This window comes from Variovorax sp. AC103 (assembly GCF_979254005.1).
In genome coordinates this window covers 151,062-176,579 of sequence record NZ_CEEDFC010000006.1, presented here as the reverse complement: position 1 = coordinate 176,579, position 25,518 = coordinate 151,062, and the positions used below count along the sequence as shown (strand labels likewise).

Annotated in this window: 18 protein-coding genes and 1 tRNA gene; 7 read left to right on the top strand and 12 right to left on the bottom strand. The window is 70.5% G+C overall.

Features of this window, described 5'->3' with window-relative positions; all coding sequences use genetic code 11:
- Position 1: 1 nt before the first annotated feature.
- The 3 genes from AC0IYU_RS11255 to hemC are packed head-to-tail and all read right to left on the bottom strand — an operon-like array spanning position 2 to position 2,813.
- Positions 2 to 1,099 carry a uroporphyrinogen-III C-methyltransferase gene (locus tag AC0IYU_RS11255; protein ID WP_472116533.1) on the bottom strand — a complete coding sequence of 366 codons (1,098 nt, stop codon included), beginning with the start codon at positions 1,097 to 1,099 and terminating at the stop codon, positions 2 to 4.
- Entirely contained in the window at positions 1,096 to 1,869 is a 774-nt protein-coding gene (locus AC0IYU_RS11250) for a uroporphyrinogen-III synthase (protein WP_472116530.1), read from the bottom strand. Before AC0IYU_RS11250 ends, AC0IYU_RS11255 begins: the two co-directional genes overlap by 4 nt.
- A 17-nt stretch (positions 1,870 to 1,886) precedes the next feature.
- On the bottom strand, positions 1,887 to 2,813 hold the full coding sequence (hemC, locus tag AC0IYU_RS11245; RefSeq protein WP_472116527.1) for a hydroxymethylbilane synthase: 927 nt from the start codon (positions 2,811 to 2,813) through the stop codon (positions 1,887 to 1,889).
- Positions 2,814 to 2,898: 85 nt separating this feature from the next.
- Here hemC and ppc point away from each other — a divergent pair, with 85 nt between their 5' ends.
- From ppc to AC0IYU_RS11220, 5 genes are all read left to right on the top strand, one after another.
- Positions 2,899 to 5,742 carry a phosphoenolpyruvate carboxylase gene (gene ppc / locus AC0IYU_RS11240; RefSeq protein WP_472116524.1) on the top strand — a complete coding sequence of 948 codons (2,844 nt, stop codon included), beginning with the start codon at positions 2,899 to 2,901 and terminating at the stop codon, positions 5,740 to 5,742.
- 166 nt (positions 5,743 to 5,908) lie between these two features.
- Positions 5,909 to 6,127, top strand: a complete 219-nt coding sequence (locus tag AC0IYU_RS11235) for a hypothetical protein (protein WP_435435236.1) — start codon at positions 5,909 to 5,911, stop codon at positions 6,125 to 6,127.
- A complete protein-coding gene (locus AC0IYU_RS11230) occupies positions 6,124 to 14,346 on the top strand; it encodes a glycoside hydrolase family 94 protein (protein ID WP_472116521.1) in 8,223 nt (2,740 codons plus the stop codon). The genes AC0IYU_RS11235 and AC0IYU_RS11230 overlap by 4 nt, the downstream gene beginning before the upstream one ends.
- 95 nt (positions 14,347 to 14,441) lie before the next feature.
- On the top strand, positions 14,442 to 14,972 hold the full coding sequence (locus AC0IYU_RS11225; protein WP_472116518.1) for a hypothetical protein: 531 nt from the start codon (positions 14,442 to 14,444) through the stop codon (positions 14,970 to 14,972).
- 177 nt (positions 14,973 to 15,149) lie between these two features.
- Entirely contained in the window at positions 15,150 to 16,400 is a 1,251-nt protein-coding gene (locus AC0IYU_RS11220) for an MFS transporter (protein ID WP_472116515.1), read from the top strand.
- Positions 16,401 to 16,415: 15 nt separating this feature from the next.
- Here AC0IYU_RS11220 and AC0IYU_RS11215 read toward each other — a convergent pair whose 3' ends face one another.
- Complete coding sequence (locus AC0IYU_RS11215; RefSeq protein ID WP_472116860.1) at positions 16,416 to 17,339, bottom strand: LysR family transcriptional regulator; 924 nt, start codon at positions 17,337 to 17,339, stop codon at positions 16,416 to 16,418.
- Positions 17,340 to 17,388: 49 nt separating this feature from the next.
- Here AC0IYU_RS11215 and AC0IYU_RS11210 point away from each other — a divergent pair, with 49 nt between their 5' ends.
- Positions 17,389 to 17,925 carry a GNAT family N-acetyltransferase gene (locus AC0IYU_RS11210; RefSeq protein ID WP_435483030.1) on the top strand — a complete coding sequence of 179 codons (537 nt, stop codon included), beginning with the start codon at positions 17,389 to 17,391 and terminating at the stop codon, positions 17,923 to 17,925.
- Here AC0IYU_RS11210 and AC0IYU_RS11205 read toward each other — a convergent pair.
- Both AC0IYU_RS11205 and AC0IYU_RS11200 read right to left on the bottom strand, forming a co-directional pair.
- On the bottom strand, positions 17,919 to 18,311 hold the full coding sequence (locus AC0IYU_RS11205; RefSeq protein ID WP_435483029.1) for a tautomerase family protein: 393 nt from the start codon (positions 18,309 to 18,311) through the stop codon (positions 17,919 to 17,921). The two genes, AC0IYU_RS11210 and AC0IYU_RS11205, sit on opposite strands and share 7 nt — an antisense overlap.
- A 26-nt stretch (positions 18,312 to 18,337) precedes the next feature.
- On the bottom strand, positions 18,338 to 19,267 hold the full coding sequence (locus AC0IYU_RS11200; protein ID WP_472116512.1) for a nitrilase family protein: 930 nt from the start codon (positions 19,265 to 19,267) through the stop codon (positions 18,338 to 18,340).
- Between the two features lie 125 nt (positions 19,268 to 19,392).
- Here AC0IYU_RS11200 and AC0IYU_RS11195 point away from each other — a divergent pair, with 125 nt between their 5' ends.
- Positions 19,393 to 19,893 (top strand): winged helix-turn-helix transcriptional regulator, encoded by a 501-nt coding sequence (locus tag AC0IYU_RS11195; protein ID WP_472116509.1) that lies wholly within the window; start codon positions 19,393 to 19,395, stop codon positions 19,891 to 19,893.
- On the opposite strand, the gene AC0IYU_RS11190 is transcribed toward AC0IYU_RS11195, so the two are convergent.
- The 6 genes from AC0IYU_RS11190 to AC0IYU_RS11165 form a co-directional block, all read right to left on the bottom strand.
- Positions 19,890 to 20,768 (bottom strand): hypothetical protein, encoded by an 879-nt coding sequence (locus AC0IYU_RS11190; protein WP_472116506.1) that lies wholly within the window; start codon positions 20,766 to 20,768, stop codon positions 19,890 to 19,892. The genes AC0IYU_RS11195 and AC0IYU_RS11190 overlap by 4 nt on opposite strands.
- Positions 20,678 to 22,237 carry a hypothetical protein gene (locus AC0IYU_RS11185; RefSeq protein ID WP_472116503.1) on the bottom strand — a complete coding sequence of 520 codons (1,560 nt, stop codon included), beginning with the start codon at positions 22,235 to 22,237 and terminating at the stop codon, positions 20,678 to 20,680. Before AC0IYU_RS11185 ends, AC0IYU_RS11190 begins: the two co-directional genes overlap by 91 nt.
- Positions 22,238 to 22,252: 15 nt before the next feature.
- A tRNA-Ser gene (locus AC0IYU_RS11180) sits at positions 22,253 to 22,325 on the bottom strand.
- A 51-nt stretch (positions 22,326 to 22,376) separates the two neighbouring features.
- Positions 22,377 to 23,657 carry an AI-2E family transporter gene (locus AC0IYU_RS11175; RefSeq protein WP_472116500.1) on the bottom strand — a complete coding sequence of 427 codons (1,281 nt, stop codon included), beginning with the start codon at positions 23,655 to 23,657 and terminating at the stop codon, positions 22,377 to 22,379.
- On the bottom strand, positions 23,654 to 24,412 hold the full coding sequence (locus tag AC0IYU_RS11170) for a LytR/AlgR family response regulator transcription factor (RefSeq protein WP_472116497.1): 759 nt from the start codon (positions 24,410 to 24,412) through the stop codon (positions 23,654 to 23,656). The genes AC0IYU_RS11175 and AC0IYU_RS11170 overlap by 4 nt, the downstream gene beginning before the upstream one ends.
- Positions 24,409 to 25,488, bottom strand: coding sequence for a sensor histidine kinase (locus AC0IYU_RS11165; RefSeq protein WP_472116857.1), 1,080 nt, complete (start codon positions 25,486 to 25,488; stop codon positions 24,409 to 24,411). Before AC0IYU_RS11165 ends, AC0IYU_RS11170 begins: the two co-directional genes overlap by 4 nt.
- Positions 25,489 to 25,518: the final 30 nt, after the last annotated feature.

Genomic DNA, 25,518 nt, shown 5'->3' with positions numbered 1-25,518 from the left:
GTCAGCGTCCTGCGGCGGCGGTGGTCAGCGCGGCGAGCGTATCTTCGATGCGCACCGCCTCGGTTGTCTTCACCTGCGCCTGCAGCTGCTGCAGCAGCGTGGCGGCGGCCTGGGTGCGGCGCGATGCGGGGTCGAAATAGCGGTTGAGCGATGCCGTCACCTGCGCAAGTTCGCTGCGCGTGGCGTCCATCTGCCGCGACAGCAGCGACAGCCGCGCATTGAGCAGCTTGAGCTTGAGGTTCTCGCGCAGGAAGTACGACTGCTCGGGCGCCAGCAGGATGGCCTCGGGGCTCTGGATGCGGCCCACGCGCACCAGCGAGCGAGCCTCGCCGCGGATGGTCAGCAACACGCGGCGCCACCAGGGCGCATCGGCGGGAATGGGCTCGGCCTGCCAGGCATTGGTGCCGGTGCCACGCACGGCCACCGCGTTGAGCGTGGGCAGGTCGTCCACGCCGCGCATGAGTTCGTCGAGCTTTTGCAGCGCCTCGGCGTTGTCGGTGCTGGCGCTGCTGCGCAGGCGGTCGGCGTCGCGCTGCATGGCGCGCTGCAGCGGCGCCAGCCGGGGCTGGGCGGCGCGCGAGATGCGCACATCGCCGGCTTTCAGCGCGGCCAGCAGCGGCTCGACGCTGCCCGTGACCTGCGCCTGCTGCAATGCCAGGCGCACGGCCGACTCGATGTCGACCACCAGGTTCTCGTCGCGCGAACGCGAGAGGCTTTGAATGAGTTCCTCGAGCTGCGAGCGCTGCAGCGCGACTTCGGCCACGCGCGTCTCGACCAGCGCCACGCGGGCCGAGGCGTCGCGCACCGTGTCGCTGGCCTGGCGTGCCAGCGTGCGGGCTTCCATCGACTGGGCCAGGGCATCGGCGCTCTGGCGCGCCAACTGCTCCTTCATGCCGCTGACCCGCTGCCACAGCGCGATGGCCATCAGCAGGGCCACCAAGGCCACGAGTGCGATCACGCCGAGCCCGAGGCGCGACAGCAGCAAGGCGGCGGCGGCCTTGGCGGCCGGGGTCTGGTGCGGTGCCACGGTGGCCGCTACCGGCGCGTTGGCGGCGGTGGCGGAAGAAGAAAGATCGTCTGACGGGGACGCGGCGCTCATGCGAGGGATTCTATCGACGCGACCAGTGCATCCTGCAGCGGTGTGCATACACGCAACGCCCCGAAACCCGCGGCCCGCGCGGCTTCGCCGATGCGTGCGTGGGTGGCGACGGCGCTGGCGGCATGCCAGTCGGTGCCGGGCATCGCGCGCTGCAGATTGCCGATGGCCTCGGAGCTGCTGAACAGCCAGATCGCACGGCCTTCGGCGCCGTCGACGGCGAGCCGGCGTTGCGCGTCGTCCAGCAACGGCGGCAGCCGGCGGTAGGCGACCACGGTGTCGCGCAGGCCGCCCGCGGCCTCGATTTCGTTCGCGAGCCAGTCTCGCCCGGTCGGGCGCCCGGCTTCGTCGCCGCCACGCACGATCAGCACGCGCACGCCCGCCGACACCTGGGCCTGCACACGCTCCCATAGCGCCTCGGAGTCGAAGCGCGTGGCCTCGGGCGGCGGTGCGTCGACGGATTCGGGTGGCACGCCGGCGCGAAGCAAGGCACGCGTGGTGCCCGGGCCCGTGGCCCAGAAGCGGCGGCCCGCCAATGAAACAGCAGCGTCCCTGTGCTGGAAGAAATGCTCGACGGCGGTGGCGCTCACGAACATCAGCGCCGCATGGCCGGCGAGATGGCGCCATGCACTGCGCAAGGGCTCGGCATCCGCAACGGGCGCGATCGCGATGAGCGGCAAGGCCACCGCATCCACCCCAGCCGCGCGCAGGTCGCTGACCCATTGCTGAGCCTCGCGTGCCGGCCGCGTGACGATGACGGGGCGGGCGGTCATGCGATGACCACGGCGGTTCAGCGCGCCCCGGCGTCGCGCAGCAGCACGGCGGCGCGCTCGCCGAGCGCATCGGCCTGGGCGAAGTCGCCGGCCGGTGACAGCGCGTGCACCCTCACCAGCGGTGCGACGCCTTCGGGGTCGCCCCAGGCCGCATCGATGCGCAGCGCGCCATCTGGCTGCCAGCGTGCGTGCGCCGCGAGCGGCATCGAGCAGCTGCCGCCCATCGCGCGGCTCACCGCGCGCTCGGCCGAGGTGGACAGCCAGTCGCCCTGGTGGGCCAGCGAGCGCAGCAGTTCGATGAGCTCGGTGCGGTCCGCGCGCACCTCGACGCCCAATGCACCCTGCCCCGCGGCCGGCAGCATGGTGTCGGGGTCGAAGGCCACGCGGATGCGGCTCTCCAGGCCCAGCCGCTTGAGCCCGGCCGCGGCCAGCACGATGGCGTCGTACTGCCCCTCGTCGAGTTTGCGCAGCCGGGTGTCGAGGTTGCCGCGCAGCGGTTCGATGCGCAGGTCGGGCCGCAGCGCGCGCAACAGCACCACGCGGCGCAGGCTGGAGGTGCCGACCACCGCGCCCTGCGGCAGTTCGTCGATGCCGGCATAGCGGTTGGAGACCAGCGCGTCGCGCGGGTCTTCGCGTTCCAGCACACAGGCCAGCGCGAAGCCTTCGGGCAGGTCCATCGGCACGTCCTTGAGCGAATGGACCGCGATGTCGGCGCGCCCTTCTTCGAGCGCGAGTTCCAGTTCTTTCACGAACAGCCCCTTGCCGCCCACCTTGCTGAGCGAGCGGTCGAGGATCTGGTCGCCGGTGGTCGTCAGGCCCAGCAGGCTGACCGTGTGGCCTCGTTCTTGCAAAAGCGCCTGCACGTGTTCGGCCTGCCAAAGGGCCAGCCGGCTTTCGCGCGTGGCAATCACGATATTGCTCAAGACCGTTCCCGAAAAGTACATGTTTCCAAACCGTTGGAATGCTAGCATGTTGCGCCGCAGCAACGCAGACGGCGCATCCATTCAAGAAGTCCAGGACAAACATCGAATGAAAGCCAGCAAGACCCCTGCCCCCCCCAAGCGCCGCCAGGCCGAAGACCAGCCACTGATCGACGACATCCGGCTGTTGGGCCGGATCCTCGGCGATGTGATCCGGGAGCAGGAGGGCGACGAGACCTATGCGCTGGTCGAAAAGATCCGCACGCTGTCGGTGGCGTTCCGACGCGATGCAGACCATGCCGCCGACCGTGCGCTGAAGAACCTGCTCAAGGGCCTGAGCGCTGCGGAAACGGTGCGCGTGATCCGCGCCTTCACCTACTTCAGCCACCTGGCCAACCTGGCGGAAGACCGCCACCTGATCCGCCGCCGCACCGAGGCCGAACGCGCCGGTGAAAACGCCGACGGCGACCTGCAGACCGCGCTGGCACGCATCCGCAAGGCGGGCGTGAAGCCCGACGACATCGTCGCCTCGCTGGCCCGCAGCTACGTGTCGCCCGTGCTCACCGCGCACCCGACCGAAGTGCAGCGCAAGAGCATCCTGGACGCCGAACGCGTCATCGCGCAACTGCTGACCGTGCGCGACGAGATCCGGCTGCGCCAGGGCGCCTATGCCGGCGGAAAGGACGCACTCACCCCGATCGAATTCGCCGACAACGAAACGCAGATGCGCACGCGCGTCACGCAGATCTGGCAGACGCGCCTTTTGCGCTTCTCCAAGCTCACCGTGGCCGACGAGATCGAGAACGCGCTGAGCTACTACGAAGCCACCTTCCTGCGCGAGATCCCGCGCGTGTACGCCGACCTCGAGAAGGCCCTTGCGCAAGGCGGCCACACGCCGTCGGTCGCGCCCTTCCTGCGCATGGGCCAGTGGATCGGCGGCGACCGCGACGGCAACCCCAACGTCACCGCCGAAACGCTCGAATACGCGCTGGGCCGCCAGTGCGAACTGGCGCTGCGCCACTACCTCACCGAAGTGCACTACCTGGGCGGCGAGCTGTCGCTCTCGGCCACGCTGGTCGACGTGTCGGTCGAGATGCAGGCGCTGGCCGAGCGCTCGCCCGACACCAGCGAGCACCGCAAGGACGAGCCCTACCGCCGCGCGCTCACCGGCGTGTATTCGCGCCTCGCCGCCACGCTGCGCGAGCTCACCGGCGGCGAGGCCGCGCGCCATGCCGTCGCGCCCCAGAACCCGTACGCCAGGGCCGAAGACTTCCTGGCCGACCTGCGCACCGTGGCCGAGTCGCTCGAGGAAAAGCACGGCAACGTGCTCGCCGCGCCGCGCCTGCTGCCGCTGATCCGCGCGGTCGAAGTGTTCGGCTTCCACCTGGCCACGGTCGACCTGCGCCAGAGCTCCGACAAGCACGAAGCCGTGATCGCCGAGCTGCTGGCCACCGCGCGCATCGAACCCTCGTACGCATCGCTGGCCGAAGACGCCAAGCAGACGCTGCTGCTGCGGCTGCTCGACGACGCCCGCCCGCTGCGCGTGCCCGACGCCGACTACTCCCCGCTCGCCAAGAGCGAGCTCGCCATCTTCGCCGCCGCGCGCGCCTCGCGTGCGCGCTACGGCGCCGCGGCCATCCGCCACTACATCATCAGCCACACCGAAACGGTGAGCGACCTGCTCGAGGCCCTGCTGCTGCAGAAGGAAGTGGGCCTGCTGCGCGGCGCGATGGACAGCAACGCGACCTGCGACCTCATCGTGGTGCCGCTGTTCGAGACCATCGAAGACCTGCGCAATGCCGCGCCCATCGTGCGCGCCTTCTATGCGCTGCCGAACATCCAGGCGCTCATCGAACGCTCGGGCGGCGAGCAGGACGTGATGCTCGGCTACAGCGACAGCAACAAGGACGGCGGCATCTTCACCAGCAACTGGGAGCTGTACCGCGCGGGCATCGCGCTGGTGGCGCTGTTCGACGAGCTCAACAAGAAAAAGGCCAATCCGATTCGCCTGCGCATGTTCCATGGCCGCGGCGGCACCGTGGGACGCGGCGGCGGCCCGAGCTACCAGGCCATCCTGGCGCAGCCGCCCGGCACGGTGCGCGGGCAGATCCGCCTGACCGAGCAGGGCGAGGTCATCGGCTCCAAGTACGCCAACCGCGAGATCGGCCGGCGCAACCTCGAGACGCTGGTGGCCGCCACGCTCGAAGCCACGCTGCTGCCGCAGGGCAAGTCGGCGCCGGCCGCGTTCCTGTCGGCCGCGGGCGAGCTGTCGACCGCGAGCATGGCCGCGTACCGCAAGCTGGTGTACGAGACACCGGGCTTCGGCGACTACTTCTTCGGCTCCACGCCGATCCGCGAGATCGCCGAGCTCAACATCGGCTCGCGCCCCGCGTCGCGCAACCCCAGCCACAAGATCGACGACCTGCGCGCCGTGCCGTGGAGCTTCAGCTGGGGCCAGTGCCGACTGACCATTCCGGGCTGGTTCGGCTTCGGCTCGGGCGTGGAGCAGTTCCTGGCCGCCGCAGGCACCGCCGCGGGCAAGAAGGAACGCGTGGCGCTGCTGCAGCGCATGTACGAGCAGTGGCCCTTCTTTCGCACGCTGCTGTCGAACATGGACATGGTGCTGGCCAAGAGCGACCTCGCGCTGGCCTCGCGCTATGCCGAGCTGGTGACCGACCGCAAGCTGCGCCAGAAGGTGTTCTCGATGATCGACGCCGAATGGCACCGCACGTCGGACGCGCTCACGCTCATCACCGGCGCCAAGCAGCGTCTGGAAGGCAATGCCGAGATGCAGCGCTCGGTGCGCCACCGCTTTCCGTACATCGACCCGCTGCACCACCTGCAGGTCGAACTGATGCGCCGCTACCGCGCGGGCGACGGCGGCGAGCGGCTGCAGCGCGGCATCCATATTTCCATCAACGGGGTGGCCGCGGGGCTTCGCAACACAGGTTGACCTGCGTCAACTCCAGCCGCTAAAGGACGCCTTGTGCGTCCTTTCCTACATGTTCTGTCCGCAATGAGGAACCCGTAAGGTCAATTAAAAGGGTACGGTCGGACACGTTCACCACAGTTCTCGCAATCGCGCGGCAGCTCGAAGTTGTTACAAGGAGCCCGTTGCCATGCCAGTCCCGCAGTCACTGACCCATTCGCAGATCGATTTCGTCGGTAACGACGTCGAGGCCCTCGCCTCGCACATGCGCCACTGCGCGCGCGCCCACGGGCGATGGTTCTCGCTGCGAAGCCACATGCAACGGGTGCGCGCACTTGCGGCGGGCCGCATCGTCACGATGGCCTGCGTGGCCATGGTGCTGGGCATCGGCCTGTTCGCCATCGCTTGAGCGCCGCAGCCGCCGTCGACCGCCTCCAGGGGCTGAGTTCTTACGCCCGGGCGCTGCTTCTGGGTCCCCATGACCCCGTAGCCCCTCCGGTTCGCGCCGAATTGTTCGGCATCCAACGCTTCGAGCAGCACGGGCACAGCCTCGCCCGTGCCCAGGTGGTCGAGAAAGACGACACGCACCACGCACGCGAAGGCGCGCCCTTCTTCCCGCGGGTGGACGAGAACCTCGAGTCGCTGCGCAACGCCTTCGACTACATCGCGCTGATCTCGCTCAGCGGGCGCTATGTGTCGCCCGCGGGCGAGTGGCTGCTCGACAACTTCCACCTGGTGGAGGCACAGCTCCAGCAGATTCACGACGGTGTGCCGCGCAGCTACTACGCGCGCCTGCCCAAGCTGGTGGCGCCGCCGCTGGCGGGCCTGCCGCGCGTGTACGGCATTGCCTGGGCCTACGTGGCCCACACCGACAGCGTGCTCAACAAGACGCTGTTCACCGCCTTCCTGAACGCCTACCAGGACGTCGACGAGCTCACGCTGGGCGAACTGTGGGCCCTGCCCACCACCCTGCGCGCGGTGCTGCTGGAAAACCTGCGCCGCGTGGCAGAGAGCATTGCCGAGAACAAGGTGGCGCGCGAAATCGCGCACGCCGCCTGGGACGCCGCGCCGCACCTGTCGTCGCAGGACCTCGACGTGCTCTACCGCGCGCTGCAGAGCCACGGCCTGCAGGGCAGCTACCTCACGCAGCTGTGGCAGCGCCTGCCCGTGGAGCACGGCGGCGACATGCCCGCGCTGGTGCGCTGGACCGAGCAGCACTGTCCCAACGGCCCGGCGCTGATCGGCGACGCGCAGAACGCGCAGGCCGCGGCCAACCTCACGGTCGGCAACATCATCACCACGCTGCGCATGATCGGCCAGGTCGAATGGAGCGACCTGATCGAGCCCGTGAGCCGCTCGCTGCGCGTGCTGCGCGAACTGCCCAGCTTCGCCAACGAGAGCGAACTCACGCGCCAGCAGATCACGCACGCCATGGAGCAGGTGGCGCGCACCAGCGAACGGCCCGAGCGCGAAGTGGCGCAGGCCGTGGTGCAACTGGCCTCCGGCGCGCCCGCCGACGAAGCCGGCGCCGAAACCGACCGCCCCGACGGCACCGCCGGCTACTACCTCTTCGGCCAGGGCCGCACCGCGCTCGTCGCGGCGCTGCAGGCCAGGCAGAGCGCGGTCCGTGCGGGCCGCACCGTGCGCGCGACGCCCGTGCGCCAGGTCCGCAGCCACCGCGGCTGGCGCCTGCCGGTCTACATCGGCTCCGTGGCGCTGGGCACCGCGCTGCTGCTGGCCGCCGTGGTGCACGGCCTGCCGCACCGCGGCGACTGGACCACCGTGCTGGCGATGGCCCTGCTGGCATGGCCCGCGTCGGAAGCCCTGCTCTCGCTGGCCCAACGCATCATGGCCGAGTCGGTGCGCGTGCAGGCGCTGCCGCGGCTGGACTTTGCGAACGGCATCCCCGAGCGGCACCGCGCGCTGGTGGTCATGCCCACGCTGCTGGCTTCGGTGGCAAACAACGCGCAGCTGGTGCACCGGCTCGAACTGCACTGGCTCGCCAACCGCGAAGAGCATGCGCAGTTCGCGCTGCTGACCGACTGGGCCGACGCCGCGCAGGCCTCGCTGCCCGCCGACGGGCCGCTGCTCGACGATGCGCTGCAGCGCATCGCCGCGCTCAACGCGAAGTACCCGGTGGCGCCGGGGGCCGCGCCGCGCTTCTTGCTGCTGCACCGCCCGCGCAGCTGGAGCGACACCGAGCAGCGCTGGATGGGCTGGGAACGCAAGCGCGGCAAGCTCGAAATGCTGGTGCGCCTGCTCGCGTCCGGCGATGGCAGCGGCTTCTTGCCGCTGGCAGACGGCCTGCGCCTGGCCGCCGGCCGCACGCCCTATGTGTTGACGCTCGACAGCGACACGGGCCTGCCGCCCGGCGTCCTGCGCGACCTGGTGGCCATTGCCGCGCACCCGCTCAACGCACCCGAGATCGACCTGCAAAGCCGGCGCGTGGTCGCCGGCTTCGGCATCCTGCAGCCGCGCATCGTCACACCGTTTCCGATGCAGGACGAGCGCTCCTTCTTCCATTGGGTGTTCGCCGGCCAGTGCGGCCTCGACCCCTACGGCAGCGGCGCGTCCGACATCTACCAGGACGTGTTCGGCAGCGGCTCCTTCACCGGCAAGGGCCTGCTGAACGTGCGCGCGCTGCACGCCACGCTCGACCGCCGCCTGCCCGACGGCGCGGTGCTCAGCCACGACCTGCTCGAAGGCACCGTGGCGCGCTGCGCGATGGTGAGCGACGTGGTGCTGGTCGAAGACCATCCGCACCACGCCGGCGTGTCGGCCTCGCGCGTGCACCGCTGGGTGCGCGGCGACTGGCAGCTGCTGCCGCTGATGTGGCGCGCGCGCCGCTTCGGCCTCGACGCGCTGGGCCTGTGGAAGATGGCCGACAACCTGCGCCGCTCGCTGGTGGCGCCGGCCTCGCTCGCGCTGCTGGTGCTGGTGATCTTCACGCAGGCCATGCCGCTGGGCTGGGCGCTGGCGGCCGTGGCCTCGGCCCTCACGCTCGGGCCCATGCTCGGCGCGCTGGCCGGGCTGGTGCCCACGCGGCGCGCCATCGAGCTGCGCCACTTCTTCGACGTGGGCGCGGTCGAGCTGCTGCGCGCCATGGCCGGCGCGGCCTGGCAGTTCGTGCAGCTCGCGGCGCAGTCGCGGCTGCTGCTCGACGCCTGGTTTCGCGCGACGTGGCGGCTGGTCGTGAGCCGGCGCCACCTGCTCGAATGGACCACCGCGGCGCAGGCGCAGGCGCAATCGAGCCAGCGCCTGCTGCCCTTCCTGCGCAACGCCGCCGCCAGCAGCGTGTTGTGCCTGGCACTCGCCGTGGCGGCGCACTGGAGCGCGTACCCGGTCATCGGCGCGCTGCTGTTCGTGCTGTGGGCGCTGGCACCGGTCGCGGCCTGGTGGAGCAGCCGCGTCGAGGCGAAGCCGCCCGAACCGCTGAGCACCGCGCAGCGCACCTACCTGGAAACCGTTGCGCACGACACCTGGCGCTTCTTCGAGCACGTGGTGGGCCCCGACGACAACCACCTGCCGCCCGACAACCTGCAGCTGGAGCCACAGCCCACCATTGCACACCGCACCTCGCCGACCAACATCGGCATGTACCTGCTGGCGACCTGCTGCGCACGCGAGTTCGGCTGGATCGGCACCGACGCATTGCTCGCGCGCATCACGGCCACGCTCGACAGCGTGGACCGCATGCAGAAGCACCAGGGCCACCTGTTCAACTGGTACGACACGCAGACACTGAAGCCGCTGCCGCCCGACTACGTGTCCAGCGTGGACAGCGGCAACTTCGCGGGCCACCTGGTGGCCGTGGCACAGGCCTGCCGCGCCTTCGCCGCACAAGGGTGCGAGCCGCACGAGGCGCCCGCGCTCGAAACCCTGGCGCAACGCTGCGACGCGCTGCACGACGGCATGGACTTCAGCGGCCTGTACGACCCCAAGCGCCACCTGTTCCACATCGGCCTGCGGGTCGAGGAGAACGTGCTCGACGCCAGCTACTACGACCTGCTGGCCTCCGAGTCGCGCCTGCTGAGCTTCCTGGCCATCGCCAAGGGCGACGTGCCCCGCCGCCACTGGATGGCGCTGGGCCGGCCCTTCCTGCTGGTCGGCTTCGAGCCCAGCCTGAAGTCGTGGTCGGGCTCGATGTTCGAGTACGTGATGCCCGCGCTGGTGATGTCCGAGCCCACCAACGGCCTGCTGCAGGTGGCCAACACCGCCGCCATCGCCGAGCAGCAGGCCTTCGGCCGCGCGCAGAACCTGCCGTGGGGCGTTTCCGAATCGGCCTACTTCGCGCAGGACCACTCACTGGCCTACCAGTACTCGCCCTTCGGCGTGCCGCGCCTCGCGCTGCGGCGCACCCCGCCCACCGACCGCGTGGTGGCGCCCTATGCCAGCGCCATGGCCGCGCCGTTCGGCCCCGTGGCGGCGGTGGCCAACCTGGAGCGGCTCGAAGCGCTCGGCGCGCGCGGCGAGTTCGGCTTTCACGACGCGGTGGACTTCACCGCGTCGCGCCAGATCGAGGGCCAGGAATTCACCGTGGTGCGCAACTTCATGGCGCACCACCAGGGCATGTCGCTGGTGGCGCTGTGCAACGTGCTGTGCGCCGACGCGCCGCGCCGCTGGTTCGCCAGTGCCGCGCTGGTGCAGGCGCACGAGACGCTGCTGCACGAGCGCACGCCGCGCCAGATCATCGGCAGCGCCGACCCGCGCACGCCGCCCGAGCCCAGCCAGGCCGAGCTGGCGCCGCTGTTCCAGCCCCGCACGGTCGACCCGATGGCGGCGGGCTTCCAGCCCACGCACCTGCTGTCGAACGGCCGCTACACCGTGGCCCTCCGCGCCAACGGCGCCGGCGTGAGCCGCTGGCATTCGTTCAACGTGACGCGCTGGCGCGACGACCCGCTGCGCGACAGCTACGGCACCTTCTTCTTCGTGCGCGACGTCAAGGCCGAAGGCGAGGCCCAGGCCTTCACCTCGCTCACCGCCCTGCCCGCGCCGGGCGCCGACTGGCGCTACCGCACCCGCTTCCTGGCCGACCAGGTGCAGTTCGACGCCACCGGCCCCGGCCTGCAGGTGCGCACCACGGTGCTCATCAGCCCCGAGGACGACACCGAACTGCGCAACATCACGCTGCACAACTCGGGCGAACAGACGCGCACGCTGGAGCTGGTTTCGTACTTCGAGCCGGTGCTGTCGAACCCCAAGGCCGACGAGGCACACCCGGCCTTCGCCAACCTGTTCGTGGAGTCGCGCTGGGAACCCGCATGGCGCGCGCTGCTGCTGTCGCGCAAGCCGCGCCTGCACGGCGACGCGGTGGTGGCCGCCGCGCACTTCCTGGCCTCCGCGGACGCCACCGTGCTGTCGATCGACTGCATGACCGACCGGCGCGCCTTCATCGGGCGCAACCGCACGCTGGCCAACCCCGCGCTCGACGCCCAGCCGCTCACCGCCCGGGGCAAGCAGGTCAACGGGCTCGACCCCATCGCCTGCCTGCGCGTGCGGCTGTCGATTGCGCCGGGCACCACCGCACGGCTGAGCTTTGCCACGGCGGCCGACGACGACATCGAGGCGCTGATGCCCGGCATCGACCGCTACATGCAGCCGATGCACGTGGAGCGCGCCACCCGCATGGCCGCCACGCTGGCGCAGGTGCGCCTGCGCGACCTGAGCATCGCGCCCGCGCAGAACCTGGCGCTGCAGGACCTGACGACCATCCTCACGTACACCACGCCGCGCGTCATGAGCGACCGCGGGCTCATCGACCTGCGGCAGATCTGGCGCTTCGGCATCTCGGGCGACAAGCCCATCGTGCTGGTGCACATCCACTCGATGAACGGCATGGGGCTGATCAACACGCTGCTGCGCGCCCAGCCCTGGTGGGGCTTCGGCGGCGTGGCATGCGACCTGGTGGTGCTCAACAGCGAGCCCAACTCGTACCTGATGCCGCTGCAGCGCGAAATCGAAGTGCTGCGCGCACGCGTCACGCAGCAGACGCAGAACAGCTTTCCGCGCAACGACACGGCCGGCTTCTACCTGCTGCGCGACCAGGACGTGGTGCCCTCGGAGAAGGCCGCGCTCTCCAGCCTGGCGCGCGCGGTGTTCACGGCCGACGGGCGCCCGCTCGAAGTGCAGGTGGCTGCGCTGCACGAGGCCCGCAACAACGACGCGCCGGCCGCCGACGAGGCGTCTACGCCAAGGGGTGTTCCCCCGCTGCCGCGAGGCGTTCCCCTGCTGCCGCGTGCCGCCGCGGCGCCGCCGAACAGCGCACCCGAAGGCGACTTCGACGCAGACACCGGCGAGTACCGCTTCGAGGTCGGCATGGACCGGCGCACGCCGCGGCCCTGGATCAACGTCATCGCCAACGCGGCTTTCGGGTTCCAGGTGTCCGAATGGGGCACCGGCTTCACCTGGGCCGGCAACAGCCGCATGCACCAGGTCACGCCGTGGTCCAACGACCCGGTGCAGGACCCGGCCTTCGAGCACTACCTGCTGCAGGACCTGGCGTCGCGCGAGATGCTGCCGCTGACCCCCGCGGGCGGCACCACCGCCGGCGCGCGCCACCGCGTGCGCCACGGCCAGGGCTACACCGTGTTCGACCACCAGGCGGGCGCGCTCGCGCTGGAAACCACCTTCTTCGCGGACCGCGACGAGGCCGTCAAGCTGGTGCATGTGCGCGTGCACAACCAGGGCGCGGGCGCGCGCCGCCTGCGCGCACTGGCCATGGCGGAATGGCAGCTCGGCGACGCGCGCGGCACGCGGCGCACCGTGCGCTGCTGGAAGCCGGAAGACCAGCCGGCCGTGTTCGGCGAACAGCGCGAATCGGGCGCGGGCTTCGGCGGAACCACGGCCTTCCTGCTGCTGACGGGCCTGCAGGGCGCCACCACCGGCGCCACGCAATGGACCTGCGACCGCAATGAATTCTTCGGCGGGCGCGGCGGCGTCGAGGTGCCCGACACGCTCGCGCGCCGCGCCGGCAGCGGGCTGGACGCCTGCGCGGCCATCGGCGGCGAGTTCGTCGTGGCGGCCGGCGACACCGCCAGCTTCACCTTCATGCTGGGCCACGCGGACAGCGCCGAGGCCGCGCTGGACCTCGCGCAGCGCTGGCGCCAGCGCGACGTGCCCGCGGCGCTGGCGCAGGTGCGCGGCTTCTGGGACGAGCTGCTCGGCCGCCTGCAGGTGCGCACGCCCGACCCGCTGTTCGATGCGCTGGTCAACCGCTGGCTCGTGTACCAGACGCTGGCCTGCCGGCTCTGGTCGAAGGCCGGCTTCTACCAGGCCGGCGGCGCCTTCGGCTTTCGCGACCAGTTGCAGGACGCGATGGCTTTCGCCCTCACCGATCCGGCCCGGCTGCGCGATCAGATCCTGGTCAACGCCGCGCGGCAATTCCCCGAAGGCGACGTGCAGCACTGGTGGCACATGCCCGGCGGCGCCGGCGTGCGCACGCATTTCTCCGACGACCTGCTGTGGCTGCCGTATGCCGTGGCTCACTACGTCGAAGTGACGGGCGACGCCTCGCTGCTCGACGAGATGGCCGGCTTCATCGAAGGCCCGGCCATTCCCGACGGCGCGGAGGACGCCTACTACGCGCCGCAGCGCAGCGGCCAGATGGCCAACGTGTTCGAGCACGGCGCGCGCGCCATCGACCGCAGCCTGAAGACCGGCGTGCACGGCCTGCCGCTGATGGGCACCGGCGACTGGAACGACGGCATGAACCGCGTGGGCAACGAAGGCCGCGGCGAATCGGTGTGGCTCGCCTGGTTCTTGTGCAGCATGGTCGCGCAGTTCGCGCCGCTGGCGCAGGCGCGCGGCGAACACGAACGCGTGGCGCGCTGGACGGCCGCGCGCGCCGGCTGGATCGCCGCGCTGCACGACGCCGGCTGGGACGGCGAATGGTTCCGCCGCGCCTTCTTCGACAACGGCGCGCCGCTGGGCTCGTCGACCAACGACGAATGCCGCATCGACCTGATCGCGCAGGCGTGGTCGGTGCTGTCGGGTGCCTCGGACGATGCCCACACCGGCCCGGCGATGGCGTCGGTGAAGAAGCTGCTGCACGACGAACCGGCCGGCCTTCTGCGGCTGCTGACGCCGCCGTTCGCCAACTCGACCAACAACCCCGGCTACATCCAGGCCTACCCGCCCGGCGTGCGCGAGAACGGCGGGCAGTACTCGCACGGCGCGGTGTGGGCGCTGATGGCCCAGGCGCTGCAGGGCGACCATGACGCGGCGTGGCAGAGCTTCGAAGGGCTGAGCCCCGCGCACCGCGCGCGGCACCCCGAGCGCGGGCCGGTCTACGAGCTGGAGCCCTACGTGATGGCGGGCGACGTCTACGGCGCCGCGCCCTATGTGGGCCGCGGCGGCTGGAGCTGGTACACCGGCTCGGCCGCGTGGCTGCACCGCGCGGCGGTCGAGACCCTGCTGGGCCTGGCCGTGAAGGGCCGCCAGCTCTCGCTGACGCCCCGCGTGCCCGCGCACTGGCCGGGCTTCGAGATCGCGCTGCGGCTCGGCGCGCGCCAGTTCACGCTGCAATGGGGCAGCACGGAAGGCGCCGCCGCGCCCACGCACCACCTGGCGGTGGGCGAGTGGATCGACTGGCAGGCGCTGCCGGCCGATGCGGTGCTGCGGGTGGGATAAGAGGTGCGGGCCGCGGGGAGCGGGCTGGCCCTAGACTCGCAACCCCACCCGCCCCAGCAAGCTCGCACCGCAGCGCGGAGCGCGACCCCCCATTCATGAGCACCAAGATCCAGTTCCGCCGCAAGGTCATCGTCATCGTCCTGCTGTGCGTGGCCGTCGGCGGCGGCGTCGTGCGGCACTACGCCACGCCCGGCACCACCACGCGCGACATCGCCACGCTGCTGATGGTGCTGTGGGTGCCGATCATCGGCAACGTCATCGCCTGGCTCGTCAGCAAGCGCCCGCGCCGTGCGCCGCGCGCGGCGGCCGTCGCGCCGCCGAGCTTCGACACGGCCGGCGCCTTCACGCCGCACGCGCGCGTGGCGCTCACCTTCCGCAAGCCGGGCCTGCCCTCGCAGGACCTGCCGATCGCCCCGGGCGAATACCGCTGCGCGCTGGTGGTCGACAAGGAAGGCTTCTCGGCGCGCTGGGTGGTGCCTTTGGGCGAGGCGCTGGAGCGCGGCAAGCCCGCCGTGCTGGACGTGGAGTTCCTCTCCCCGGCGGTGGCACAGCCGAAGTTTGCGCAGGGCGCGCAATTTCGCGTGCTGATCGGCGAGGCCTTCATCGCCGACGGCCAGGTGCTTTGACGGCCATCGCCATCAATACCGACGGAAAAGGGGAACAAAGCCCCGATTGTTCGCAGCAGGGAAACTGACTACTGCTGGCGGACCCCTTTGTCGCCAAGGCGACGGCTCGCACACTCCAATGCCCTTTCACCGGCATCGGCGTGCACATGCATCGCCGACGCCCTTCAGGACAGTCCCATGATGAATTCACCCAGCAGCAACCCGTGCGCTGACGACCTGGCGGTGGCCTCGCCGGACGCCACGCCGTCGCCGGCCACGCGCTCCGCCTGGCTCGCCGTCGGCTCCATCGCCGTCGGCACCTTCGCGATGGTCTCCACCGAGTTCATGCCCATCGGCCTGCTGACCGACATCGCGCGCGGGCTCAACGTGTCCGACGGCACGGCCGGCCTGATGGTCACCATGCCCGGCGTGCTGGCGGCCTTTGCCGGCCCCGCGCTCATCGTGGCGTCGGGCCGGCTCGACCGGCGCACCGTGCTGATCGCGCTCACCACCTTGCTCATCGCGTCGAACGTGCTGGCCGCGTTCGCGCCCAACTTCGCCACCATGCTGGTCGCGCGCCTGCTGCTGGGCCTGTGCGTGGGCGGCTTCTGGACCTTTGCGCCGGCGGCCGCCACGCAGCTGGTGCCGCACGCCTCGCAGGCGCGCGCCATGTCGTACGTGCTGGCCGGCGTGTCGGCCGCCACCGTGCTGGGGGTGCCGGCCGGCTCGTTCCTGGGCACGCTGTTCGGCTGGCGCGCCTCGTTCGCCGTGACCGGCGCGCTGGCCGCGGTGGTGCTGCTGGTGCAGCTGTGGCTGCTGCCCGCGATGCCGCCGGCGCGCGCCATCGGCGCACGCGACCTGCTCACGCCGCTCACGCGCCGCATGGCGCAGGTGGGCCTGCTCGCGGTGCTGTTCTTCATTGCCGGCCACTTCGCGGCCTACACCTACCTCAAGCCGCTGCTGCAGCAGGTGTTCGGCCTGGCGCCGAATGCGGTGTCGACGCTGCTGCTGGTCTACGGCGCGGTGGGCTTCGTGGGCACCTTCCTCGGCGGCAGCCTGGTGGCGCGCAGCGTGCGCGGCACCACCCTGCTGGCGGCGCTGATGCTGGCCACGGCGCTGCTGCTGTCCACGCTGATCGGCACCGGCTTCGTGCCGGGCGCCGTGGTGGTCGTGATCTGGGGCGTGGCCTTCGGCCTGATCCCGGTGGCGCTCACCGGCTGGATGATGGAAGCCGTGCCCGATGCCCCCGAAGCCGGCCAGGCCCTGCTGGTGAGCGGCTTCCAGGTGGCGATTGCTTCCGGCGCACTGATCGGCGGCGTGACGGTCGACAGCTTCGGCATATCGAGTGCCATGGTGCTCAGCGGCGTGCTGGTGCTGATCGCAGCGCTGATCGTCGGCACGCTGGGCCGCGCGCGCGGCGGCGCACCGGTGGGCGTGATTCCGGAATGACCGCTCGGTGACGGGTCAGCGGCGGCCGGGCTTGCCGGCCGCCACGATCGCGTCGAGCACCACGCGCAAGGCCTTGTTGACCGGCTTGTCGCGCCGGATCACCACCGCCAGCGTGCGGTGCATGCGCGGGTTCAGGCGGCTGGTCTTCAGCCCCGGGTGGGCGCCGCGGCCCGCCATCGACATGCCGGGCACGATGGCGCAGCCGAGCCCCGCGGCCACCATCTCCTTCATCGCCTCCACGCTCCCCAGTTCCATCACCGGCTGCGGCTGAAGGCCGTCGGCGGCGAACCAGCGGTCGACCAGCTTGCGCGTGTTGGCTGCGGGCTCGAAGAGCACCAGCGGCACGCCGGCCAGGTCGCCCGGCGCGACCCTGGCCTTGAGCGGTGCGCGCTCCAGCGAGCTGATGGCGACGAACTCGTCATCGAGCACCGGCATCGCCGTCAACGAACGCCCCGCCGCCGGCAGCGTGACCAGCGCGAGGTCGAGGCTGTTCTCTTCCACCTTGCGCGCCTGGTCCTCGGTGTTGCCGGTGCTCACCACCACGCCCAGCCCCGGAAACTGCTCGCGCAGCGTGCGCAGCACACCCGGCAGGAAGTGCAGGCAGGCCGTCGCGCCCGTGCCCAGCCGCACGCGGCCGGTGACGCCGCTCGCATGGTCGGCCAGCGCATCGATGGCGTTCTCCACCGCGCTGTCGATGTGCGGCACATGGCGCAGCAACTCCATGCCCGCAGGCGTGGCCTTGGCGCGCTTGCCGACCCGCTCGATCAGCCGCACCGACAGCCGCCGCTCCAGCTGGCGCACCTGCAGGCTCACCGCCGGTTGCGACAGGCCGAGCCGGTCGGCCGCGGCCGAGAAGCTGCCCGTTTCGATGACCAGCCCGAAGGTGCGGAGCTGGTCGAGGTTGAGTGTCTTTTCCAAAGTATTTCTTATGCGGCGTATAGGTGAGCGAAGCTTCACTTATCAAAGGGGGATGGTCAAGATCGGGGCCATGTCATCACCAAGCCTCCAGCCTCCTGCCTCCACCGACGTCGAGATCGCCGACGCCGAGCCCCGCCACATGGCCGCCGTGCAGGCCATCTACAGCCACTACGTGCTGCACGACCTGTGCTCCTTCGAGGAACAGGTGCCCACGGTCGAACAGATGCAGGCGCGCCGCGACGAAGTGACGGCGCGCGGCATGCCCTACCTTGTGGCAACGAGAAACGGCGAGGTGGTCGGCTACGCCTATGCCACCGCGTACCGTGCCCGTTCCGCCTACCGGCACACGGTGGAAGACTCGGTCTATGTCGCGCAGGGCATGCACGGCCACGGCATCGGCCGGGCGCTGCTGCAGGGCGTGATCCGGCGCTGCACCGACAGCGGCTTCACGCAGATGGTGGCGTGCGTGGGCAACAGCGCCAACGCGGGCTCGCAGGGGTTGCACCGCAGCCTGGGGTTCGAACGGGTCGGCGTGCTGCGCGACGTGGGTTTCAAGTTCGGGCAGTGGGTGGACACGGTGCTGATGCAGCGCGCGCTGGCTCACTGAGCCTCGTTGTCCGACCACTCGGGGCTGTAGCCCCCGAGCGTCGGGTGGTACATCTCATCGCCCGAATGCTGCGTGAACTCGACATTGAGCCGGTCTTCGCGCAGCCCGAGGATGTCGATGCAATCGCGGCACAGCGCCTTGGCCACCTCGAGCCGCAGCTCGGCGGAACGGCCGCGGCGGATGTCGCACATCAGCACCGACACCGCTTCGGGTTCGCCGTCGACCATGCGCCATACGCCGCCCTCGCCCGTTTCGCGGATGGCGATGCTGATGCGGCGGATGTCCACGCTCATCAGCCGTGCGTAGGTTTCGCTGAGCTGCTTCGCGAGGCGCTTCTTGTCGGCCACCGGGTGCTGGCCGTTCACGTCGAGTTGAAGGTAGGGCATGTCGCAAGACTCCTGGTGTGGCTGCGCTATCTGGGAAGGGCCTGGCCGCCACGGTAACCCAGCATCGCGTCGTACAGGTCGGTGCGCCGGTCGCGGTGCAGGTCGTTGAACTGGTTCCAGATCGGCGCGCTGCGCGCGGCGCCAAGGTCCACGTCGGCGTAGAGGATGGTGTCTTCTTCGGGCCCGGCGATGCGGCCCACGGGCCAGCCATTGGTGCCGGCAATCAACGAGTTGCCCATGAAACCCGCGCCGCGTTCCTGCCCCACGCGGTCCGCCGTGGCGATGAACACGTTGTTCTGGTGCGCGGCCGCGATCGTCAGGTAGGCCGGCATGCAGGTGCCGCTGGCGTCGTACAGCGGCGGCGGCGTCCACACCCAGCCGGTCGGTATGCAGATGATGTCGGCGCCCAGTTGCGCGACGATGCGCGACGCCTCGGGAAACCAGATGTCCCAGCACACGAGCAGGCCGATGCGCCCGATCTTCGTTTCGAACACCGGGTAGCCCTCGTTGCCCGGCGTGAACCAGAGCTTCTCGTTGTTCCAGAGGTGCGTCTTGCGGTAGCGGCCGATGTAGCCCTCGGGACCGACGAGCACGGCGGTGTCGAACAGCTGCGGGCCATCCTGCTCGACCAGGCAGCCGACGATGTAGACCTTGTGCTGCGCCGCGAACGACACCCAGCCTTGCACGGTCGGCCCGCAGGGCACCGGCTGCGAATGCGCATAGGCCTCCTCCCGGGCGCTGAAGCAGTAGCCGGTGGTGGCGAGTTCGGGCAGCACGATGAGCATGGCGCCGCCCTCGACGGCGGCCGTCAGGCGTTGCTGCACGGCCTGCGCATTGCGCTCGAGGTTCTCCACGCCGACCTGCGGGTCGAACTGCACGACGGCCACGCGCACGGGGCTGGCGCGCAGGCCCGGGATGGCGTCGGGGCTGGTGGCGACGGTGGATGGCTGGGACACGGGTGGCTTCATGGAGATCGGGCTTTCAGGTTTCAATATAAAACCAGATCGATGCTAGTCATTTCAGTTTTACTTTGCAACCAAATGGCATTCAAGGTCTACACTCGCCCATCGAAGGAAAAGCCATGGCCCAGAGAAAAAGCCTGAAGAACGACGCGTGCCCGATGGCCCGCGCGCTCGACATCGTCGGCGACCAGTGGTCGCTGCTCATCGTGCGCGATGCCTTCGACGGCATGAAGCGCTTCGGCGAGTTCCAGCAGAGCCTGGGCATGGCGAAGAACATCCTGGCGGAGCGGCTGAAATGGCTGGTGCAGGAAGGCGTGCTCGACGTGGTGCCCGCCGCAGAAGGCTCGCTGTACCAGGCTTACGTGCTGTCGGCCAAGGGCAAGGCCCTGTTCCCGGTGGTGGTCGGGCTGCGCCAATGGGGCGAGGCGCACCTGTACGCCAAGGGCGAACCGCATTCGGTGCTGGTGGAGCGCGACAGCGGCAAGCCGGTGCCGAAGATCGTGCTGCGCACGCGCGACGGGCAGCCGCTGGATGCGGACCTGACCTTCGTGAAGAAGCTGCCGGCAAAGGCCGCGGCCCGGCCGGCCGCCAAGGCGGCCTCGAAAGCCAGTCCCGGCTAACGCGCCGCCAGGTCGTCCGGCATCAGCCAGTGCGTGTCCTGGCTCCAGCCGACGAAGGGCGGTGCCTGCTGGCCGTGTCCCTGCGCGGCAACCGCAAGGCCCGTCAACGCCGGCGCAAAGACGCGCCGGAAGTCTGAGCACTGCGCGTCCAGGTGCGCCGCCGCCCAGGCGAGGAACGCACCGACCTCCTGCACGCCACACTGCGAGAGAAAGAAGACCATCTGCCGCCAGGCATAGGCCGAATTCCTGATCTGGACCCGCCGCGCATGGCGGTGGTCGACGCGAATCTGCAACTGCGCGCACACCTGCGTGAAGCACCGGCGCGCCATGTCGGGCAACTGCGCCACAAGGCGCTCGCCCAGTCCGAGTTCTGCGAACAGCACGGCGAGGTTGTGGGTGGTAAGAATCTGCGCCTGCTCGATCACCATGCCGTTGCGCGCCGTGCCCCCACCGCCCGGTTGCACGCCCGCGCGCGCCGCACACAGGCGGGCCAGCGCATCGGGCTTGTCACCCGCGTCCTCGCGCGGCACGGGCATGGCGGCGAGCGCAGCGCAGTCGATGCCGTAGTACCTCGCGTACAGCTTGCCCTGCAGGAGGCCCGCCGACACTTTCGCCGCCGCCAGGAACCGGGGTGAGAAACGGCCCATGAAGATGTCGGCCGCCACCTCTTCGACCAGCGGCAGTTTCAAATCGGCTGCTTCGCCCAGGGTGCGCAGCTCCTGCAGCAGCTTGTTCGGAACGATGGCTTGAGGGAACGCGACCAGCGCCAGCTGCGATGCCTCGGTCAATGCCTGCAGCGCCGCACGGCGCGCGGCCTGGTCGTTCGCGCGGAAGCGCACGATGGCGGCAACCCACGGCAGCTCTTCGAACCGCACCTGTTTCTGCAGGTCGACGAGCAGCAGCGAGCGCCTGCGCCGGAACGCGCGGTCAACGGCGGCCTGGAGCCGGCGCAGCATCGGATCGGGCACGTCCGCAGCGCGCAACGCGGCGCTCCACGGGGGCAGCACCTGGCCAGCACCTCGCCCGAAGGGATGGTGCCGCGTTCGACCAATTCGGCCGCCGTTCCCTTGCGGGCGCGGCCGACCTTGCGCTGCAGCGTGGGCGGCAACCGCGTCCCCGCGCGCAAGCCGCTTGCGGCAGCTTCGCTCGCATCGATGGGCCGGATGACGGGCTCGATGTCCTCCAGCCCTTCATGGGACGGGAGGGCTTCGAGCCGCACGGCAACCTGGCGCGCGATCTGCTCGAAGGTGTCTGCGCTGGCGTGGCTGCGCTGCTGCCGCCATGCCGCGCGCTCGGCCGACGCCGGCGGCCCGCGCTTTGCGATGCAGCGCGCAAGGACGAGGCGAATGCGCCCCACCTGCTTGCCCGTCAACGACTCGGGCGCGTCGACGCAAAGCTGCAGGCCCGCGCGCAGCGTGGCGAAGCTGTCGCCTTCGCGCTCGGGCCTCGCGCACCGCGTGTGTGCGGCCCGCGCCTGCCGGCACTGCGCGAGCAGCGCCGACGCGCGCTCGCGCCAGCCCGGGGGATAGTGCGCGCAGGGCCAGCCCCCGGTGACGGTGAATTTGCCGCTCTCGGTGCGCAGCCAGGCGCCGTCGGCCGTGCGAAGCGCAACAGGCGCCTCATCGGTCACGGTGTCGAGCAGCAGCGCGACCATCCGGTCGTGGAGCGGTGCCCAGACGTCGACGGCTTCCTTCTGCGCCAGGATCTGCGCGTTGGGTTTCACTGCGCGCAGGCGCTGCATGGCCGTCGCCACGTCGTCCACCCACAGTTGCGCACCGAAGCTGGGTGCCTCCGGCAGTTCGGCCGGATAGAAGCGCAGCTTCGAGAACCAGGGAGAGAGTTGCTCGACCAGCGCCCACGCGGCGTCGGCCTGTCCGGCCTGCACGAGCCAGGCCACCACGAGCAACGCGCCTTCTTCCGGCACCTCGACGTCGAAGCAGCCGGACGCCAGCAACGCCTGGAGCTTCTCGAGCCCCATGTCCGTCAGAAAGAACGCGTTCAGCGCGAGCCGCGCTTGCGCGTCGGGCGCGCCGGGCGCCAGTCCGTCCCGCCATGCGCGCTCATGCGGCTTGAGCGGTCCGCCCGCCAGCAGCGCACCGGTGGCAAAGCCGCCGGTCACCACCTCCAGCGTGGCCCATGCGGGTGTGTCTTTCACCGGCGTGCGCGAGCCCGTTCGGACCGAGCCATCGCCGCGACCCTGAATCACAGCGGCCCATTGGCGCAGCCGATTCGCGGCGCCCGCGCGCACCGATGGGTCGGGATGCCCGCTCGCGGCCAGCGCACGGGCCAGCTGGAAGCCCGCGTAGCCACCGGGCGAATCGGTCGGGGTCGAGTCGTCGTCCATGGCCATGCGAATGAGTGGGTCCGGGGGCTGGGGTTGAACCAGCGCCTTCTCGGGTCAGCCGAGTGTTCTGCCACTGAACTACCCCGGAACAGAAAAAGAATTCAGGCGGGGCGCATTTCTATCACGCGCCCGGCACGAGCTACTCGCCCAGCAGCTCCCCGATCGGCCGCAGGTCTTCCACCCGGTCGCAGATCGCCTTGATCACCATGGTGATCGGAATGCCCAGCAGCAGGCCCCAGATGCCCCACAGCCAGCCCCAGAAGATCACGCCCACGAACACCGCCACCGGGTTCATGCGGCTGGTGCGGCTGGTGAGCCAGGGCATCAGCAGGTTGCCGATGAGCGTGTGGATGGCCAGCGACACGCCGCCCACCACCACGCCCATCTGCAGGCTGTTGAACTGCAAGAAGGCCACCAGCCCCGCGGCCACCAGCACGATGACCGAGCCGATGTACGGAATGAGGTTGGTCACGGCCGCAATGATTCCCCACACGGCCGCGTTCTCCACCCCGATGACCCAGAACGCCAGCCCCGTCGCCACGCCCACGACGACGCTCACCAGAATCTGGACCAGCAGGTAGCGCTCGATGTTGCGGGTGATGTCGTCCAGCACGTGCACCGTGACCTTCTTCTTCTGCAGGCTCGACCCGGTGATCTTGATGAGCTTGCGCCGGAAGGTGTCGCCCGAACACAGCGCGAAGTACGTGAGGAAGGCCACCAGCGTGAGCTGACCCATGGCGCTGAGCAGGCCGACGGTGCCGGTGAGCAGGTAGTCGCGCACGTTGAAGCCGGGCCGCTCGATGATGACGCGCGCCACGCCGCGGCGCGAGGCCACGCGGGCGGAGTTTTCCTCGGCCGCCTTCTCTAGCTGCGCAGCCGCCTGCTGCACGCTTTCGAGCGGCGTGGCGCTGGCGCCCTTGTCGCGGCGCATCGCCAGCCCGAGCTTCTGCGCGGCCACGGGCAGCGCATCGAGCAGCTGCAAGGCATTGCCCGACAGCGAATAGCCGGTCCAGCCGAGTCCGCCGAACAGGCCCACCAGGATGACCGCCGCGCCGATCCAGCGCGGCGTGCGCCAGCGATGCAGCAGGTCGACCAGCGGTGACAGCGCATAGGTCAGCAGCAGGCTCAGCATCAGCGGAATGAACACGGCCTGGCCCCACTGCAGCGCAAACACGCTGGCCAGCACGGCGAGCACCACCAGCGAGGCGCTGCGCACGTCGACCGGCATGTGCAGCAGCATGCGTTCACGCTCGGGGCTGGGCGGCTCGGGCGCCAGCACCTCGGGTTCGGGCACAGGCAGGGGCACGGGGGCGGGTTCTTCCGCGGCGGCCTGGTGCGGTTCGCCAGCCGGCGGCTCGCCTCCCTCGGCGTGGAGCTGCGGCACGTCGGCGGAGGCGCCGTCTTTCTTGTCGTCGGTCATCGCGCGTCCTTCAGCACTTCGCGCACGGCGGCGAGCTGCCGGCGCGACACGGCCACAGGTTCGGGAATGGCGTCGAGCCGCAGGGCCCAGCCCTCCGCGTCTTCGCCGTCGTCGTACTTCTCCAGCGCACGGATGGCCGAACGCGCGACCAGCGCGTTGCGGTGCACGCGCAGGAAGCGGTGCGGGTAGCGCTCCTCGAACTCGTTGAGCGAGCCGTCCAGGATGTGGCTGCGCGTGGCGGTGCGCACGGTGAGGTATTTGTATTCGGACTTGAGGTAGAGCACCTCGGACAGCGGCACACGCTCGGCGCGGCCGCGGTCCTGGATGAGCACGGTTTCCGGCGCGGCAGGCACGGCCGGCGGTACCTGCAGCGCGCGGCGCTCCTTCAGGAAGCGCTCGGCCTTCTGCAGCGCCTGCTGCAGCCGCTCGGCGCGCACGGGCTTGGTGAGGTAGTCGACCGCATCGAGTTCGAAGGCCGTCACCGCGTGCGCGGCATGCGCGGTGACGAACACCACCGCCGGCGCGTCGGCGCGGTGGCGCAGCGCGCGCGCCACCTCGATGCCGTCGACACCGGGCATGTGCACGTCGAGCAGCACCAGGTCGAGCGCCATGCTGGCCAGGTGCTGCTGCGCCTCGGCGCCCTGCGAGGCCTCGGCCACCACCTCCGCGGCGGGCGAGCTGCAGTCGCGCAGCAGGGTGCGCAGGCGGGAACGCGCCAGGGCTTCGTCGTCAACGATCAGTGTCTTGAGGATCATGGTTCAGCGGGGATGGCGATGCGCACCCGGTAGTTTTTCTGGTCCATGCCGGCGCTGAACTGCATCTGCATGTCGTGCAACAGGCGCAGCCGGTCGCGCACATTGGCCAGCGCGATGCCGTGGCCGCGCGGCAGCGGCTCGTCGGCCCAGCGCAGCGGCGGCAGGCTGTTGACCACCTCGATCACCACCATGCTGCCGCGCCGCTCGGTGCGAATGCGCAGCTTGGCGCCCTCGGGGCTGGGTTCCACGCCGTGCTTGATGGCGTTCTCCACCAGCGGCTGCAGCAGCAGCGGCGGCAGGCGCGCGCTGCTTGCGGCGGCGTCCAGGTCCCAGCGAATGCGCAGGCGGCTGCCGAAGCGCACCTGCTCGATGGCCAGGTAGCGCTCGGCCAGCGCGATCTCGTCGGCCAGCGTGCCCGACTCGCCCGGATCGGCCAGCGCCTGGCGGAACAGCTCGGCCAGGTCTTCGAGCATGGTCTCGGCCTTGGCCGGCTCCTCGCGAACCAGCGCAATGGCGCTGTTGAGCGTGTTGAACAGGAAGTGCGGGCGGATGCGCGACTGCAGTTCCTCGAGCCGGGCCGTGGTCGCCGCAGGCGTCTGGCCGCGGGCACGCAGCACCATCGCGGCCATCACCAGCCCCGCGAACAGGGCGCCGGCCAGCGCGCTGGCCAGCCATGGCGCGCTGGCGAGCACGCCTGTGAGGCGCAGCAGGCCGCAGCCGTACAGCGCCGCCAACGCGCCCAGCACGGCACCGGCTGTGTATTGCCATTGCTTGGGCAGGCGCCGCAAGGGCTTCTTGAGCCCGCAGGCGGCCACCAGCCACAGCAGCGTCGCGGGCAAGGCCCCGCCGGTGACGGTGGCCGTCTGCACCAGCCAATCGCCGGGGCCGGACACGCCGAAAAGCGTGGCAATCGCAACCACCGCCTCGACGAACACCACGGTGCGCAGCACCACCCCGATCTGGCAGGCGTCGAAGATGGAAGGCTCGGCGCGCAAGGGCGCACGCGTCTTTTCCGAAGACGGCGAGGACGGGGGGGTGGGCATGGCGTTGGCCGATAAAATCGCCGGGTTGCGCATCGCAGACATCTGATCCATCGGGTGACCAAC